Source organism: Vreelandella olivaria (genome assembly GCF_023507745.1).
GTDB classification, from domain to species: domain Bacteria; phylum Pseudomonadota; class Gammaproteobacteria; order Pseudomonadales; family Halomonadaceae; genus Vreelandella; species Vreelandella olivaria_A.
In genome coordinates this window covers 25,597-38,846 of the sequence record NZ_JALPZO010000127.1, presented here as the reverse complement: position 1 = coordinate 38,846, position 13,250 = coordinate 25,597, and the positions used below count along the sequence as shown (strand labels likewise).

At 54.3% G+C, this 13,250-nt stretch carries 16 protein-coding genes and 1 rRNA gene; 7 read left to right on the top strand and 10 right to left on the bottom strand.

Going from position 1 to position 13,250, the window contains the following annotated elements:
- The first annotated feature begins 5 nt into the window (after nucleotides 1–5).
- Together rrf and HP566_RS15025 are read left to right on the top strand one after the other, a co-directional pair.
- Nucleotides 6–121 (top strand): 5S ribosomal RNA (rrf, locus tag HP566_RS15030).
- A gap of 218 nt (nucleotides 122–339) precedes the next feature.
- Nucleotides 340–528: a hypothetical protein gene (locus HP566_RS15025; protein WP_249978090.1), complete on the top strand. Its 189-nt coding sequence runs from the start codon at nucleotides 340–342 to the stop codon at nucleotides 526–528.
- A 91-nt stretch (nucleotides 529–619) separates the two neighbouring features.
- Here HP566_RS15025 and HP566_RS15020 read toward each other — a convergent pair whose 3' ends face one another.
- Complete coding sequence (locus tag HP566_RS15020; protein ID WP_249978089.1) at nucleotides 620–1,468, bottom strand: Tim44 domain-containing protein; 849 nt, start codon at nucleotides 1,466–1,468, stop codon at nucleotides 620–622.
- A 144-nt stretch (nucleotides 1,469–1,612) separates the two neighbouring features.
- Between HP566_RS15020 and HP566_RS15015 the strand changes: the two genes are divergently transcribed.
- Nucleotides 1,613–2,188: an isochorismatase family protein gene (locus HP566_RS15015; RefSeq protein WP_249978088.1), complete on the top strand. Its 576-nt coding sequence runs from the start codon at nucleotides 1,613–1,615 to the stop codon at nucleotides 2,186–2,188.
- A gap of 18 nt (nucleotides 2,189–2,206) precedes the next feature.
- On the opposite strand, the gene yaaA is transcribed toward HP566_RS15015, so the two are convergent.
- Both yaaA and HP566_RS15005 read right to left on the bottom strand, forming a co-directional pair.
- Entirely contained in the window at nucleotides 2,207–2,986 is a 780-nt protein-coding gene (gene yaaA, locus HP566_RS15010) for a peroxide stress protein YaaA (protein WP_249978087.1), read from the bottom strand.
- Between the two features lie 145 nt (nucleotides 2,987–3,131).
- Nucleotides 3,132–4,163, bottom strand: a complete 1,032-nt coding sequence (locus HP566_RS15005; protein WP_249978086.1) for an NADP(H)-dependent aldo-keto reductase — start codon at nucleotides 4,161–4,163, stop codon at nucleotides 3,132–3,134.
- A 251-nt stretch (nucleotides 4,164–4,414) separates the two neighbouring features.
- Between HP566_RS15005 and HP566_RS15000 the strand changes: the two genes are divergently transcribed.
- A complete protein-coding gene (locus tag HP566_RS15000; RefSeq protein WP_249978085.1) occupies nucleotides 4,415–4,909 on the top strand; it encodes a tetratricopeptide repeat protein in 495 nt (164 codons plus the stop codon).
- A 28-nt stretch (nucleotides 4,910–4,937) separates the two neighbouring features.
- Nucleotides 4,938–5,441: a hypothetical protein gene (locus HP566_RS14995; protein WP_249978084.1), complete on the top strand. Its 504-nt coding sequence runs from the start codon at nucleotides 4,938–4,940 to the stop codon at nucleotides 5,439–5,441.
- Nucleotides 5,442–5,607: 166 nt separating this feature from the next.
- Here HP566_RS14995 and HP566_RS14990 read toward each other — a convergent pair whose 3' ends face one another.
- The 5 genes from HP566_RS14990 to HP566_RS14970 all read right to left on the bottom strand — a co-directional run bounded on the left by HP566_RS14990 (nucleotide 5,608) and on the right by HP566_RS14970 (nucleotide 8,020).
- Complete coding sequence (locus tag HP566_RS14990; RefSeq protein ID WP_249978092.1) at nucleotides 5,608–6,153, bottom strand: TIGR00730 family Rossman fold protein; 546 nt, start codon at nucleotides 6,151–6,153, stop codon at nucleotides 5,608–5,610.
- A gap of 46 nt (nucleotides 6,154–6,199) precedes the next feature.
- Nucleotides 6,200–6,721 (bottom strand): DUF501 domain-containing protein, encoded by a 522-nt coding sequence (locus tag HP566_RS14985; RefSeq protein WP_249978083.1) that lies wholly within the window; start codon nucleotides 6,719–6,721, stop codon nucleotides 6,200–6,202.
- Between the two features lie 12 nt (nucleotides 6,722–6,733).
- Nucleotides 6,734–7,036, bottom strand: coding sequence for a hypothetical protein (locus HP566_RS14980; RefSeq protein WP_249978082.1), 303 nt, complete (start codon nucleotides 7,034–7,036; stop codon nucleotides 6,734–6,736).
- Nucleotides 7,037–7,077: 41 nt separating this feature from the next.
- Nucleotides 7,078–7,485 (bottom strand): acyl-CoA thioesterase, encoded by a 408-nt coding sequence (locus HP566_RS14975; RefSeq protein WP_249978081.1) that lies wholly within the window; start codon nucleotides 7,483–7,485, stop codon nucleotides 7,078–7,080.
- 103 nt (nucleotides 7,486–7,588) lie between these two features.
- Nucleotides 7,589–8,020: a hypothetical protein gene (locus HP566_RS14970; protein WP_249978080.1), complete on the bottom strand. Its 432-nt coding sequence runs from the start codon at nucleotides 8,018–8,020 to the stop codon at nucleotides 7,589–7,591.
- A gap of 39 nt (nucleotides 8,021–8,059) precedes the next feature.
- Here HP566_RS14970 and HP566_RS14965 point away from each other — a divergent pair, with 39 nt between their 5' ends.
- Complete coding sequence (locus HP566_RS14965) at nucleotides 8,060–9,223, top strand: MalY/PatB family protein (protein ID WP_249978079.1); 1,164 nt, start codon at nucleotides 8,060–8,062, stop codon at nucleotides 9,221–9,223.
- Nucleotides 9,224–9,227: 4 nt separating this feature from the next.
- On the opposite strand, the gene HP566_RS14960 is transcribed toward HP566_RS14965, so the two are convergent.
- The gene (locus tag HP566_RS14960) at nucleotides 9,228–10,172 is read right to left on the bottom strand and encodes a tetratricopeptide repeat protein (protein ID WP_249978078.1); all 945 of its coding nucleotides are present in this window, start codon (nucleotides 10,170–10,172) and stop codon (nucleotides 9,228–9,230) included.
- Between the two features lie 309 nt (nucleotides 10,173–10,481).
- Here HP566_RS14960 and HP566_RS14955 point away from each other — a divergent pair, with 309 nt between their 5' ends.
- Entirely contained in the window at nucleotides 10,482–11,303 is an 822-nt protein-coding gene (locus HP566_RS14955) for a 3-keto-5-aminohexanoate cleavage protein (RefSeq protein ID WP_249978077.1), read from the top strand.
- 25 nt (nucleotides 11,304–11,328) lie between these two features.
- On the opposite strand, the gene HP566_RS14950 is transcribed toward HP566_RS14955, so the two are convergent.
- Nucleotides 11,329–13,215 (bottom strand): methyl-accepting chemotaxis protein, encoded by a 1,887-nt coding sequence (locus tag HP566_RS14950; protein ID WP_249978076.1) that lies wholly within the window; start codon nucleotides 13,213–13,215, stop codon nucleotides 11,329–11,331.
- Nucleotides 13,216–13,250 lie beyond the last annotated feature (35 nt).

The window sequence follows — 13,250 nt, the reverse complement described above, 5'->3', positions numbered from 1 at the left end:
GAACGCCTGACGACCATAGCGAGCGTGAACCACCTGATTCCATGCCGAACTCAGCAGTGAAACCGCTTAGCGCCGATGGTAGTGTGGGGTCTCCCCATGTGAGAGTAGGTCATCGTCAGGCACTTATACTAAAAATCCCTCTGGGCATGCGCCCAGGGGGATTTTTTTTGATGTACCTTGCTGATATGGAAATGCTGAATTATTAACCTATTACCTTGGAACGCACGTTTTAATAAATTAAATAACAATAGGTTGTGCAGTTTGGTGGCTTCCAGGGAGCTTAACATTTAGTATGATGAGGTACGTATCATGAAGCACTATCTCAGGAGGAGAGGCGATATGACGACACAGTTGATTAAAAAATTAGCCGCAGCATTGCTAATGGCGATGATGCTTGGCGGTTTGGTTGCTTGTGATAACCAGGGTCCTGCTGAAGAAGCTGGCGAAAGCATTGACGACAGCATGCAAAGTGCCGGGGAAAGCATTGAAGAGTTGGGCGAGAATATTGAAGAGGCCGCTGAGAATTAAGCCATAAGGATTGCATCGCTAGGCAATGGATTTTGTGCCAGCCGCTAATTAAGCGGCTGTTGTGCATTATATAGTATCAAAATACTATGGCTTAAGCGCTGGGGTTCTGCTCAATGCCTTGCAGATACCAGGGTGCTTCATCACGCATTGCACGCGTTAAATGCCATGTTTCGTTGAACTCAGTCTGTTCACCGTTCTCTTCTAGAAGGCCATGGAAGATGACGGTTGCTTCAGCATGGCTGTCGTATTCATTGACGTCGCCAAGTTCGGCAAACAGGCGGACTGTTTCGGTGCGGTTATTGGCAGGGTGCTCTGCGCGTTCCTGGCGAAGCAGATTATAAAGCTCTGGCGTAACGTACTCCTGGATCTGGCTGAAATCATTATTATCCCAGGCGCGCTGGAGCGTTATGAAGTGCTCTTTGGCACCATTTAAAAAGCGCTCTTTATCGAACCATTCAGGCGTACCCTGCATGCTACCAGCCAAGCTGCCAGGTGTAGCGAAGTTGGGTGGTGCCACTCCCGGAGAGTGCTGCTCACGTTGAGAGCCTGACGATTCTGCATGAGAGGGTCGACGCTGCCGCATAAATGCCCGGAAGGCGAAAATCGCCAGAGCGGCAACCCCCGCTATAACGAGCAAGTCCATAATGCGCAGCTCATCAAACGCTCCGCCAAAGAAGAGGGCGGCAAGTAAGCCACCTGCAAGCAGGCCTCCCATCATACCTCCCATACCACCTCGACGTGCTGCCGCAGCACTTGCTTGGCCTTGTTGGGCACTTTGTGCCTGCTGCTGTTGGGCTGGGGTGCTGGCGGGGCGGTCTGCTGAGCGTGACATACTACCCATACTGCCGCCACCGCCCATGCGGCGTGCCTCGGCATACTCTACCGCTGCACTGATCCCCATAACGCTGACCAGTAGCATGACAAAAAACTGTCGCAACATTTTGTTCTCCCGTTACTAAGTAATGGTTAAGTGCGTGGGCCAGGGGTAGGCCCGTAGGAAATTGTTAAGTGGCTATTCTAGCGTTTAAATGGTGAAAGGGGGCTATGCTGAGGTTAATAACTCAGACAAAAATAGGGTGAAAACGTGCGTTTACAAGCTCATCGCAGTTTACTTTTAATGGTCGATTTTCAGGCGGGTCTGTTGCCCGTCATTCATGGCGGGCAGCAGGCGGTAGAGGAAGCCGCCTGGCTGGCTGGTGTTGCTGAGGCGCTATCAATACCTGTATGGCTAACGGAGCAGTATCCTGAAAAGCTGGGTGCTACAGAGCCCGCGCTGTTCAATGCACTAGGTAGACACCACGTCTGGCAAAAGCATCACTTCAGTATTATGGAGGAATCGGCCTTTGTGCGGGCATTAAAAGCCCTGGCGCTGCGCCAGATCGTCATATGTGGGACCGAAGCGCATATCTGTGTGCTGCAGAGTGCGCTTGGCTTGCTGGAAGCCGGGTATAACGTTTTCTGGCTTAGTGAGGCAACAGCCAGCCGGCGGCAAGCAGAAGCCCGCCTCGCCCGTGAGCGTGCCTGCATGCACGGGGCCGTATCGGTCACTGCCGATATGGTGGCCTATGAGTGGCTACACCGTTGCGATACGCCAATGTTCAAAGAGGTGCATCAGCGCTTTCTGAAGCCACGGTCTACGCGCTCTGTATCGTTTTTTTAGCGCGAATAGCATGTCGCGTTAACGATCGGACTCTTTGCGTATAAATACCAGGGTATCTCCCTGGGATGCCGCTGCATCGAACCGATAACCGGCAACGTCAAATGCTTTGAGCTGATCAGGTTCGTTAATTTTCTGCTTAATAATCCAGGCGCTCATCAGACCACGCGCTTTTTTGGCGTAGAAACTGATGATCTTAAAGGCGCCATTCTTTTCATCTTTAAAGACGGGGGTGATGACTTGCGCATTGAGCTTCTTCGCATCAATTGCCTTGAAGTACTCATTTGAGGCCAAGTTTACCAATACCTTGGAGCCACTATCTGCAATGGCTTGATTGAGTGCGTTGGTAAGTGTGGGTTTCCAGTACGCATAAAGATCGTTGCCTGCCTGGTTGGCGAGCTTGGTGCCCATTTCCAGCCGGTATGCCTGAATGAGGTCCAGGGGGCGTAGCAAACCGTAAAGGCCGGATAGAATGCGCAGGTGTTGCTGGGCAAACTGGTTATCGGCCTCGCTGAATGTGTCTGCTTCAAGCCCGGTATAAACATCACCCTGGAAAGCTTGCACCGCAGGCTTTGCATTGTTGAGAGAGAAGGGGGGGTGCCAATCAGCAAAGCGGGCGGCGTTTAAGCCTGCCAGTTTATCGCTAATACCCATCAAATCACTCAGTTGCTGAGGTGAGTAGCCGCGCAAAATCTCGACCAGCGGTGCGCTTTGATCCAGAAAATCCGGTTGAGTCACCTGATCTGTGGTGGAAGGGGTTTCAAAGTCCAGCGTTTTGGCTGGGGAGATAACGCTCAGCATGGCGTGCTCCTGGGAACCTGGCAAATTAAGAAACATAAGCCCACACTAAGCGTAGGCGAGGTGGTTGGAGCCTAGTATACCAAGCCTCGGCAAAGGCCGAGGCTATCGGGCTAATAGCGATACATTCTGGCGACTGGCCACTCTATTAGGGGCAGGGGTTCGGCATACGACGATGAATGTCGTCAATGGCGGTTAATACGTCTTCATCAAGCTTTAGACTCTCGCTGGCCAGGTTGCTTTCCAATTGATCCATAGTTGTCGCACCAATGATATTGCTGGTGAGAAAACTTCGGGAGTTCACAAAGGCGAGGGCCATTTGTGCCGGGTCCAGGTCATGCTCTTTGGCAAGCGCAACGTAGGCTTGTGTTGCCGCTTCTGCTTGTGGTGATGTGTAGCGTTTGAAGCGTTCGTAAAGCGTCAAACGACCTTGAGGAGGCTGGGCGCCATTCAGGTATTTACCTGATAACACGCCGAACCCCAGAGGAGAGTAGGCAAGTAAACCAACGTCCTCACGGTGGGCAATTTCAGCCAGGCCTACCTCAAAAGTGCGGTTCAGTAGGTTATAGGGGTTTTGAACCGATGCGACCCTTGGAAGATTAAGCTGGTCAGATAGCTGCAACATGCGCATAACGCCCCAGGGGGTCTCATTAGACAGACCAATGGCGCGAATTTTTCCGGCATCAACCAGCTCCTTTAGTGCCGAGAGTGTCTCTTCGAGTGGAGTGGCATCATCCTCTTCTTCGTGGGTATAACCCAGCTTGCCAAAAAAGTTGGTTTTGCGGTCTGGCCAATGCAGCTGATATAGGTCGATATAATCTGTTTTAAGCCGGGCAAGGCTGGTCTCAACTGCCTGATGCAGATGATCGCGGGTCATGCGCGGGCCACCGCGTATATGGTCCAGTCCGGGGCCTGCTGCTTTCGTGGCGATAATTACATCGTTACGATCGCCACGTGCCTTTAACCAGCTTCCAATATACGTTTCTGTTAAACCTTGCGTCTCTGCCTTCGGAGGAACCGGATACATTTCAGCGGTGTCGATAAAGTTAATGCCGAAAGCTACCGCGCGGTCCAGTTGCTCGTGTGCATCCGTTTCGCTGTTTTGTTCGCCAAACGTCATCGTGCCTAAGCAGAGTCGGCTGACCTCCATCCCGGTTCTGCCAAGTGGGCGGGTTTGCATTGTCATCTCCTTGGTAAGGCGAAATTGCCTCAGGATAAGCCGTTATCATCGCCATAAAAACCAGCGTGTGAAAGGCATGTTAGCGAGGGTCCACCAAACCAGCAAATCAACAGGGTTGAGTCAGCGTAAAAGCAGGCGTATGCTTGCCAGCCCATCGGCCGGCCAATCGCTGGTTTATCGTCTGGTTAGCCGTCAATGAAGTGACATGAGTGCTAGCCAAAAGTCTCAACAGATAGGCAGGGTAGTTTGCCATGCCGCAGGCATCATCTTTGTTTACTCGGCTTGAATTTCGTCTGGCCGAACAGCTGTTTCATACGCGCTGGTTACTGCCGCGTTCACCACGCACTCAGCGTTTAACCATGCGATTATTTAAGCGCTGTGCGGAAGCTGGGCACCCTGATGCACTCTCTGTCTATGGACACATGTTATTCCATCGCAGTGTATCTCCCCAGGATAAAGCGCGTGGCGCGCGCTACGTGTTGGAAGCCGCCCAGGCCGGCGATGTAAAGTCGCAGTACCAGGCCGCGCAAATTCATGAGCACGGCTGTGCCCAGTATCCGCGCCGTGAAGATTATGCGATCACCTGGTATGCACGGGCCGCCCAGTCAGGGCACTTTCTGGCGGCTGAAAGGCTCGCCCGCGCTTACCTGCTGGGTGAGTTAGGTCTGGCGGTGGATAGCGAGCAGGCAGCTTACTGGCAACGTATGGCTGACCGCCAGCCACGGGCTGCATTGGCTGCTGGATAGTTATGAAGATGAGTAAATGAGGAAGTCAGTGTCCGAGACGCTACCTACAGTGCTAGATATTGAAGCGTCCGGATTTGGGCGTGGCAGCTACCCGATAGAAGTTGGCCTTGCACGTGCCGATGGTAGCTGCTGCGCGTTTCTTATTCAGCCTATGGACGAGTGGACCCATTGGGACCCCAAAGCGGAACTGTTACATGGGATCTCACGGGAGCGTCTGCTCCAGGAGGGCTATCCGGTTCGGCAGGTGGCGCACTGGCTTAATGATGAGCTCAGAGAGCTGGGTAAGGCGTATAGTGATAGCTGGGGATACGACAATACATGGCTATCGTTGCTCTTCCACCATGCAGGTCTGCTGCCGCGTTTTCGGCTAGAGGCACTGCGTATTTTATTAAGTGAAGAGCAGCAGGCCCTTTGGAGTGATACCAAGGAAGCGGTGATGGCCGAACGTGGTATCCACCGCCACCGGGCGGGCGAAGATGCACGCCTGTTGCAGCTTACCTATCAGCGTACCCTGCTGCTCACGAAACCCTAGGCTTTGTACGAAAACTACTTGCGCTCGATCATACTGCGTTAAAAATAAGCTCAAAATACTCATTTACACCCCGTAAACTCCGTTTTCTCGCTGGTTTTTGCCTTGCCTGATCTTCGCTCAGCGACTTTTCGTACCAACCCTAGTTTCAGGTGTCTAAATGCCTCATTTATGCCAGCTGTATTTCCAGCGCGTCCAATAGTTGGGTGGGTGTTGGGGCATCCATCAACATGTCGCGGGTTGCCTGGGCCAGAAAGCCGTAGCTGACGGTGCTGTCAAGAAATGTGAGCAGGGGGGAGTAGAAACCCTCTGTATCCAGCAGGCCCATCGGTTTTTCATGTAAGCCCAAGTACCCCCAGGTCCAGATTTCAAATAGCTCTTCAAAGGTGCCAATGCCACCAGGCAGGGCAATAAAGGCATCCGCATTCGCGGCCATGGATGCTTTGCGCTCATGCATATTGGGAACACGAATAAGCTCGGTCAGGCCAAAGTGAGCCTGCTCCCGTTCAACCAGGTGGTCTGGCATCACGCCAATTACCTTACCACCTGCGTTAAGTGCTGCATTGGCCAGTTCGCCCATTAAGCCAATACGTGCTCCACCGTAAACGAGTGTGTGTCCCCGTGCTGCCAATGTAGCGCCCAATGTAATGGCAGCCTGACGGAATGCGGGGTTGTTTCCTTCCCGTGAACCGAGGTAAACACAAATTCGCGACATAATAATGGCATCCTTATAGTCAGGAGTTGTCTGAAGGTCGGGGGAATCAAGCCAGGCAGCGTTCAACCTGGTAATGCTCATCCATCCACTGTCCAATGACGTTATTGCCGCACAGATGATGTGCGTACTGGGTGTGTAAGCAGCGCACCTGTTGCCAGTTGCTAATGCCGCCAACACCACGTTCGGTGAGTACATCGGTGTAGCCAAGTTTGGCAACTTCTTCGCGCTGGGTGCTCGTCATATAATCCCAGCGCGCTTTTACATAGTCGCGGTGGCTTTGTTGATAGGCCTCAAGCAAATTAGGCTCCTCCTGCAGCCGCTGCTCCAGCAACTTGATAACACCAACAGCTTCAATGCGCGAGATCTCGATTTTCAGGATGTCGGAGCAGAGCCAATAAAGGGTGGGGAATGGTTTGCCATCTACAATGGGCGCCATGCGTAAGACCAGCGGAGTGCCTTTTGCATCGGTGGCGGCGACGGCTTCAATACCGCGGGGAGCTCGCCCAAGCTGTTGGGTAATAATGGTCAGCTGATGCTCGTCGGGGGCTTGGTCGGTACGAATTACCATTGCGTTGGTTTCTCACTTGCGGTCATCTTGAATAAATTTATTTGAGCGGCCAACGGCACGAAAAAAGCAGCGATTCAGCTGTTCAGGAGATGCTACATAGCACCACGTCCGCTCACAGTATTCAGCGGCTCGTGCCATTAGTACATCGTATAGTCGGTTGAACGGAGCATCATAATCGTAGGGGTCGGCACCGAACAAGCGGATATGGGGATAGTCTGCGAAGCGCTCCATAAAAAAACGCTCCAAATCGGTCTCTACGGCGCGATGTTGTGCCGTATTGTCAGGGTCTATCCAAAGATTGTAACGGATTGCCATAGTGTGCTTCCTGCGCCCCGTGGCACGGTGGGGTGTGGAGGTTAGGCAGGCTCCGGCGCGTTATGCAGATGCGCTGATAGTGCATCGCGTAACTTGCCTTCGACAGGCACGGCACACTTGGCCTCGTGGTCGTACTGCACCATGGTGGTGTGGCCAAGGTTGGTGAGTTTGCCGTGCTGGCGGGCCTCTTGGGTGACCGTAAAAGAGCTGTTGCCTAAACGCGTTAGATACGTGCGTATTTCGATATCGTGCCCATAAAATAGTTCAGCGCGGTAGTCGATTTCCATGCGTGCCATAATCAAACGCCACTGTTTGGGATTGAGGTCTGGCGTAAATAACTTAAACAAGTCGTTACGAGCAAGCTCAAACCATGCGGGTAAGCGGGTGTTGTTGATATGGCCCAGTGCATCAGTGTCGTAAAATGCGGGCTCAATCGTACGGGTAAACATAGGATTGTCCTTATTATTAGCTGTTAGAGGTCCAGAATCACCTCAAGCAAACGCTTGGTCAAGTGGTAAGGCAGTACTCCGTGCTGGCACGTGGTTTGCTGGCTTATACGAGCCTCAGCCCTTGCTGGTCACGCCAGGCCGCTTCCAAGGCATCTGACAGTGGTGCTTGTAAGTGGGCAGGTAGAGCATCGTTGGCGGCCTGCAATGAGTCAAAGGAGCGGTTGCGCAGCCAGCAATATGCCCAGGCGCAGGCTTCAGCATCGCTTTGCGGAGTAGGGCGGGCGGGCATCTGGTTAAGTAAAAAAACGGCCGTGCGTGGTGCCCATAGTGGAATGTCTCCACTCTCTTCCTGGCTCCACTGATCCAGCAGCGCTCCACTTGGCGTGGCGTCGGGGGTGCCCAACTTTGCCACGCGGGCGGTTTCGGCCAAAATCAACGCTAGCTGATCAGCATCCGCCTGGCCGAGTGCGCGCCACTGCCTTAGCAGCGCTGATAGTCCAACGCGCATCTTGGTATAAAAGTCATCTTGCGGCATGCTCGGTAGCTACTCCCAGGAATATAAGTGAGATCAGTTATGGCGTTTGATTTTGCCACGCCCATTGAGCGGCGCCACCCGGAAGGTGGCTACGCATCGCAAAAATGGCATCGGTATGATGCTAACGTACTACCGCTATGGGTAGCCGATATGGATTTTCGCTCTCCACCTGCCGTAATAGAGGCTCTGAGCGCTCGGGTCGCCCACGGTGTTTACGGTTACGGCGAGGTACCCGCTACGTTAACAGAAACCCTGTGCCAGTGGAGTGCCTACCATTATGACTGGCACATTGAGCCGGAGTGGCAGCAATGGTTGCCAGGGGTGGTGCCTGCACTGCATTTCGCAGCAATGGTGCTGACCGAGCCGGGTGAAGGGGTGCTTACCATTGCCCCGATTTATCCGCCGTTCTTAGCCGTTGCTGAGCGTACGGGGCGGTTGGCGCAGCAGGCGATGTTAGCTGAGTCTTCAGCCCCTGGCGAGCCCTGGCAACTGGATATAGAGGCATTGGAAGACGCCATTACGCCGCAAACACGTTTACTTTTATGGTGCCACCCTCACAATCCAACGGGAAGAGTATGGAGTGAGGATGAACTTGCCCAGTTGGCAGCATTGGTTGAGCGCCATGATCTGTGGGTCGTGTCAGACGAGCTGCATTGCGATCTTTTATTAGACCAGGGCGCGCGTCACCGTCCCTTGGCTGCCATGTTTCCAGAACTGGCTAAGCGGACAATAACGTTATGGGCACCCTCCAAAACCTTTAACCTGGCTGGGCTGACCAGTGCCTGTGCGGTGATCCCTGATGCGGCGCTACGTAAACGTTTTGTAGCGGCTACCAAAGGGTTTCTACCCGATGGTAATGTGCTGGGGCTGGTGGCCGCCGAAGCAGCTTACAAAGAAGGTGAGCCTTGGCGGCAGGCACTGCTGGAGGTGCTGCGCGGCCATCGAGCTACGCTGGAGGCGCGGGTTGCCTTATGGCCTGGAGTTTCGCTAAGCGCCCCTGAATCGACCTATTTGGCATGGTTGGATATGCGTGAGGCTGGACTGGGAGCATCGCCAGCTCAAGTGCTGCTTGAGCGCGCAGGCGTTGCTCTCTCCGATGGCGAAGCGTTTGGCTGCCCAGGGTTTGTGCGGCTGAACTTTGGTACTACCGCTTCCCAATTGGAAGCGGCGTTGGCGAGGATGGATGTGTTATTGAAAGCGTGATGACTCAGTAGAGCAGAGCAAATAACTTACGCCGATAGGTAACCGTGAGCGGGTGGTCGATCCCCAGGGCGTCGAACACCTGCAGCAACGTTTTACGGGCTGCATCATCGTTATAGGCGCGGTCCTGTTTCATCAGTGCCAACAGAGCCTCTAAACCGGCATCGTACTGACCATCCGCCACTTGGCGCAGTGCGCGCTGATACTGTGCTTCGCTGTCGTTGCGATCACCCAGTGCTGCGATCTCCTCATTGGAAAGTGCCTGTTCACTAAACTCAATACTGGCACGTACCCCACGGGCTGGCGCTGCATCACGTTCTTCGGGGGGGAGGTTGTCCAGCACGCTACGCGCTTCGTCACCACGGCCTTCGGCTACCAGCGCCCTGGCGAGACCGACCTGGTAGCTATAATGCTCGGGGTATTGGCCGATCAACGTTTGATAAATTTCCCGTGCGCCTGCTGCATCGCCAGTATTGAGCGCTTCTTCTGCCTGTTCTTCCGGGCTGGGAGGCGCATCGCCGGGAGCCGGGAAATAGCGATTGAGCCACTCCCGCACCTCTTTTTCTGGCAGCGCGCCCTGGAAGCTGTCGACCAGGCCCCCCTGGCTGACCAGTTTTACATCGGGTACCGAGCGTACCCCCAACTGGCCTGAAATTTCCGGGTTGGCTTCTACATCCAGTTTTGCCAGCAGGAACGCGCCTGCATATTCAACTGCCAGTTTCTCCAGCACCGGCATCAGGTTTTTGCATGGCTCACACCAGGGAGCCCAGCAGTCCAGTAACACCGGAACCTGCATCGAGGCTTCCAGCACCTGCTGAATATTGCCAGCATTGAGCTCAATAATAACGTCTTCAGGTGTCACAGCAGGGCGTTCAGCACCTGTCTGGGCACTGCCGGTGTTAGCAGGTTCCGCGGTGAGCGGATTGCCAGTGCGGGGATCAATAATCGACATCGGTGGACTCTGCATATCATGAAAAGGGTTATTTCATGATATGCAGGCAATCGGTGGAGGATTCAAGGAAGCACCAGGAAATAAAACGCAGGGTATGGCGTTTTAAGACGCGATGGGCCTGATGGCAGATCAGCTTACTCTCAATGCCATCGCCACTCTTGTTAGCAATCAATGGCGTACCGAAGCAGCGCTAGGAGGCGGGGCTATCGACGTCGGTTGACGGCGGTTCAGAGTTGACGCTGGTAGATATTCGGCCTATTTTGTTCGTTATACAAATTAATGTTCGCAATAAGAACAAGAGAGGTGGCTATGTCTCAGCCCTGTATGATCTGTGTCGCCATTACTGGCAGCCTACCGCGCAAAGAGAACAACCCTGCTGTGCCCATCACGGTTGCAGAGCAGATTGAAAGTACTCATGCAGCTTTCGAGGCTGGCGCAAGTATCGCCCACTGTCACGTACGCAACGATGATCAAACGCCTTCCTCGGACCCGGAGAAGTTTGGCCGCCTGATGGAAGGGCTGAAAAAGTACTGCCCCGGAATGATTATTCAGCTGTCTACCGGTGGGCGTTCCGGTGCAGGGGAGGCACGCGGCGGAATGTTGCCACTCAAGCCTGATATGGCCAGTCTTTCGGTGGGTTCCAATAACTTCCCCAATCGTGTGTACGAGAATCCGCCCGAACTGGTGGAGTGGCTTGCCGATGAGATGCTCAACTACGGCGTTAAGCCTGAAATCGAAGCGTTTGATTTGTCGCATATCCACCAAGCGGTGAGTCTTTCGAAGCAGGGTAAGCTAAAGGCGCCGCTCTACGTGCAGTTTGTGATGGGTGTTAAAAATTCCATGCCCGCGGACAAGCCAACGTTTGATTTTTATATCGAAACGCTCAAGCGGCTGGCACCAGATGCCCAGTGGTGCGGTGCGGGCATCGGCGCTAACCAATACTTGCTCAACGAGTGGTCGATCGCTGCTGGTGGCCACACTCGCACTGGGCTTGAGGATAATGTGCGCTTGGATCGCGATACGCTGGCGCCCTCCAATGCTGCGCTTGTCGAGCGCACCGTGGCGTTATGTGAGAAGTACCAACGCCCGGTGGCTACCTGGCAGCAGGCGCGTACGATTCTTGGGCTTTAGCATTTATTAAACGTCATATGAGTATTCAGGAGGGCTGCGCTGAGATCTGCAGCGGCGTTGAGTCATGGTTCAGCTTAAAGCGGCCTACCATATCGGCTAATCGGTCGGCCTGCTCACGCAGTTGTTCGGCAGCCGTGGTAGACTCTTCCGCCAGAGCGGCATTCTGCTGGGTCATCCTGTCGAGTTCTGCCACGGCAATGTTGACCTGGCCGATACCGTCGCTCTGTTCACTGGCGGCATGACTGATCTCTCCCAACATGGAGACCACTCGTCCTACCCCTGCCATGAGTTCTTGCATGGCGTCGCCGGTCTCGCGCACCAGATGCGTACCACGTTGCACTTTCTCACTCGATGCCTCAATGAGCTGGCGTATGTCACGCGAAGCTGCTGCACTGCGTGTGGCCAGCTGGCGCACCTCGCTAGCCACCACGGCAAAGCCTCTACCACTCTCTCCAGCGCGTGCTGCCTCGACTGATGCGTTCAGTGCCAGCAGGTTGGTCTGAAACGCAATGCTATCCATCACCTTAACTATATCGCCAACACGGATGGATGTGTCCTGGATTTCGCCCATCGTTGATATGACGTGCTCGACCTTGCTGGCGGTCTGTTGTGTCAGGTCTGATGCGGCCTGGGAGAGTGCATTGGCTTCTTGTGAGGCAGCGGAGGTATTAGCCACGGTGCTGTTAATCTCTTCCATGGAGGCCGAGGTCTGTTGAAGGCTGGACGCGGCCTGGTCAGTGCGTTGCGACATGTCCTGGCCACCGCTGGCGATTTCCTGTGCAGCCAGGCGGACCGAATCACTGCTGCTTCGCACCTGTGTCAGCACATCGTGCATCTTGTCGGCAAAGGCATTGAACTGGGTAGCCAGCTCGCTACTCTCGTCCCGGCCTTCCACTGGCAGGCGCAGCGTCAAGTCGCCCTCGCCCTCGGCAATTTCCCGCATGGCATGGGTCGTGCGTCGTATCGGTCGGAACAGGGTTTTCAGCAGTAAGGCGATGACCGCCAGGCTTGCCACCAGGATCAGTGCCACGATCACCACAACCAGCAGCACAGCGCTATTGAGGTCTGCAAACAGCTCATCATGGGGAATCTGGGCAAATACGATCCACTCGGTGCCAGGCACCTCGATGGCGGCCACCAGTTGCTCGGCCCCCTGGGCGTCCCGTGTAATTGCATGGCGATAGCCTTCGCCACTTATCAGCTCAGCCGCAATAGGTTCCCAGCCTGGAAGGTTCGCGACAGGCTCTCCTACCCTGGCGGCCCCTTCTGGGTGAATGCTAATGGTGCCGTCACGGCTGGCCAGGAATATGCTGCCACTCTCCCCCAGCCGGTAACTGCGTATCGTCTCCGCCATGGTATCCAACGAGTAGCCGACACCGGCGACGCCTGCCCGCTCTCCATCAGCTTCGATTATATAGTTGATGAATACCTGGATCTGGCCGCCTTCATCATCAACATTCAACTGGTAAGCATCACCATCTCTGGCATCTACCAGATTGTAGAACCAGTGGTCGTGTTCACGGCTTAATGTGCGCTCGATGCCGTTCGCCGTATAGTAGTTACCGCTGTGTGCCGATACATAGAAGACGATACTGGCACCGGTACGCTGTTGGATGTCCTGAAAGTAGGCTACTGCCTTTGTGGTCTCTTCCTCTGGCTCCCCTTCAGACAGCCAGGCCTGTAGATACGGGTTGTGGGCCAGGCTCTGGGCAATGGTAATTGGCCCCGTCAGGGTTGCATCGATATCGTTACGGATGCTGTACAGTGTTGCGGGCAGCTCTTCCGCTGTGACCCGCTCAGTAACAAGGCCACTAAACAGCCGATATTGGACGATTGTGGAGCCGCCTACAATCAGCAGCATACATACGCTAATACAGCACAACAGCTTCTGGGCTATCGTAAGTTTATTCATATTGGTTACCCTTGGCTGGGGCGTATCATCAGGGG

What these genes read in the sequence shown, in the direction of transcription:
- HP566_RS15025 (WP_249978090.1), top strand. Translation starts at nt 340, where the DNA reads ATGACGACACAGTTGATTAAAAAATTAGCCGCAGCATTGCTAATGGCG.
- HP566_RS15020 (WP_249978089.1), bottom strand. Translation starts at nt 1,468, where the DNA reads ATGTTGCGACAGTTTTTTGTCATGCTACTGGTCAGCGTTATGGGGATC.
- yaaA (WP_249978087.1), bottom strand. Translation starts at nt 2,986, where the DNA reads ATGCTGAGCGTTATCTCCCCAGCCAAAACGCTGGACTTTGAAACCCCT.
- HP566_RS15005 (WP_249978086.1), bottom strand. Translation starts at nt 4,163, where the DNA reads ATGCAAACCCGCCCACTTGGCAGAACCGGGATGGAGGTCAGCCGACTC.
- HP566_RS15000 (WP_249978085.1), top strand. Translation starts at nt 4,415, where the DNA reads ATGCCGCAGGCATCATCTTTGTTTACTCGGCTTGAATTTCGTCTGGCC.
- HP566_RS14990 (WP_249978092.1), bottom strand. Translation starts at nt 6,153, where the DNA reads ATGTCGCGAATTTGTGTTTACCTCGGTTCACGGGAAGGAAACAACCCC.
- HP566_RS14985 (WP_249978083.1), bottom strand. Translation starts at nt 6,721, where the DNA reads ATGGTAATTCGTACCGACCAAGCCCCCGACGAGCATCAGCTGACCATT.
- HP566_RS14980 (WP_249978082.1), bottom strand. Translation starts at nt 7,036, where the DNA reads ATGGCAATCCGTTACAATCTTTGGATAGACCCTGACAATACGGCACAA.
- HP566_RS14975 (WP_249978081.1), bottom strand. Translation starts at nt 7,485, where the DNA reads ATGTTTACCCGTACGATTGAGCCCGCATTTTACGACACTGATGCACTG.
- HP566_RS14970 (WP_249978080.1), bottom strand. Translation starts at nt 8,020, where the DNA reads ATGCCGCAAGATGACTTTTATACCAAGATGCGCGTTGGACTATCAGCG.
- HP566_RS14965 (WP_249978079.1), top strand. Translation starts at nt 8,060, where the DNA reads ATGGCGTTTGATTTTGCCACGCCCATTGAGCGGCGCCACCCGGAAGGT.
- HP566_RS14960 (WP_249978078.1), bottom strand. Translation starts at nt 10,172, where the DNA reads ATGTCGATTATTGATCCCCGCACTGGCAATCCGCTCACCGCGGAACCT.
- HP566_RS14955 (WP_249978077.1), top strand. Translation starts at nt 10,482, where the DNA reads ATGTCTCAGCCCTGTATGATCTGTGTCGCCATTACTGGCAGCCTACCG.
- HP566_RS14950 (WP_249978076.1), bottom strand. Translation starts at nt 13,215, where the DNA reads ATGAATAAACTTACGATAGCCCAGAAGCTGTTGTGCTGTATTAGCGTA.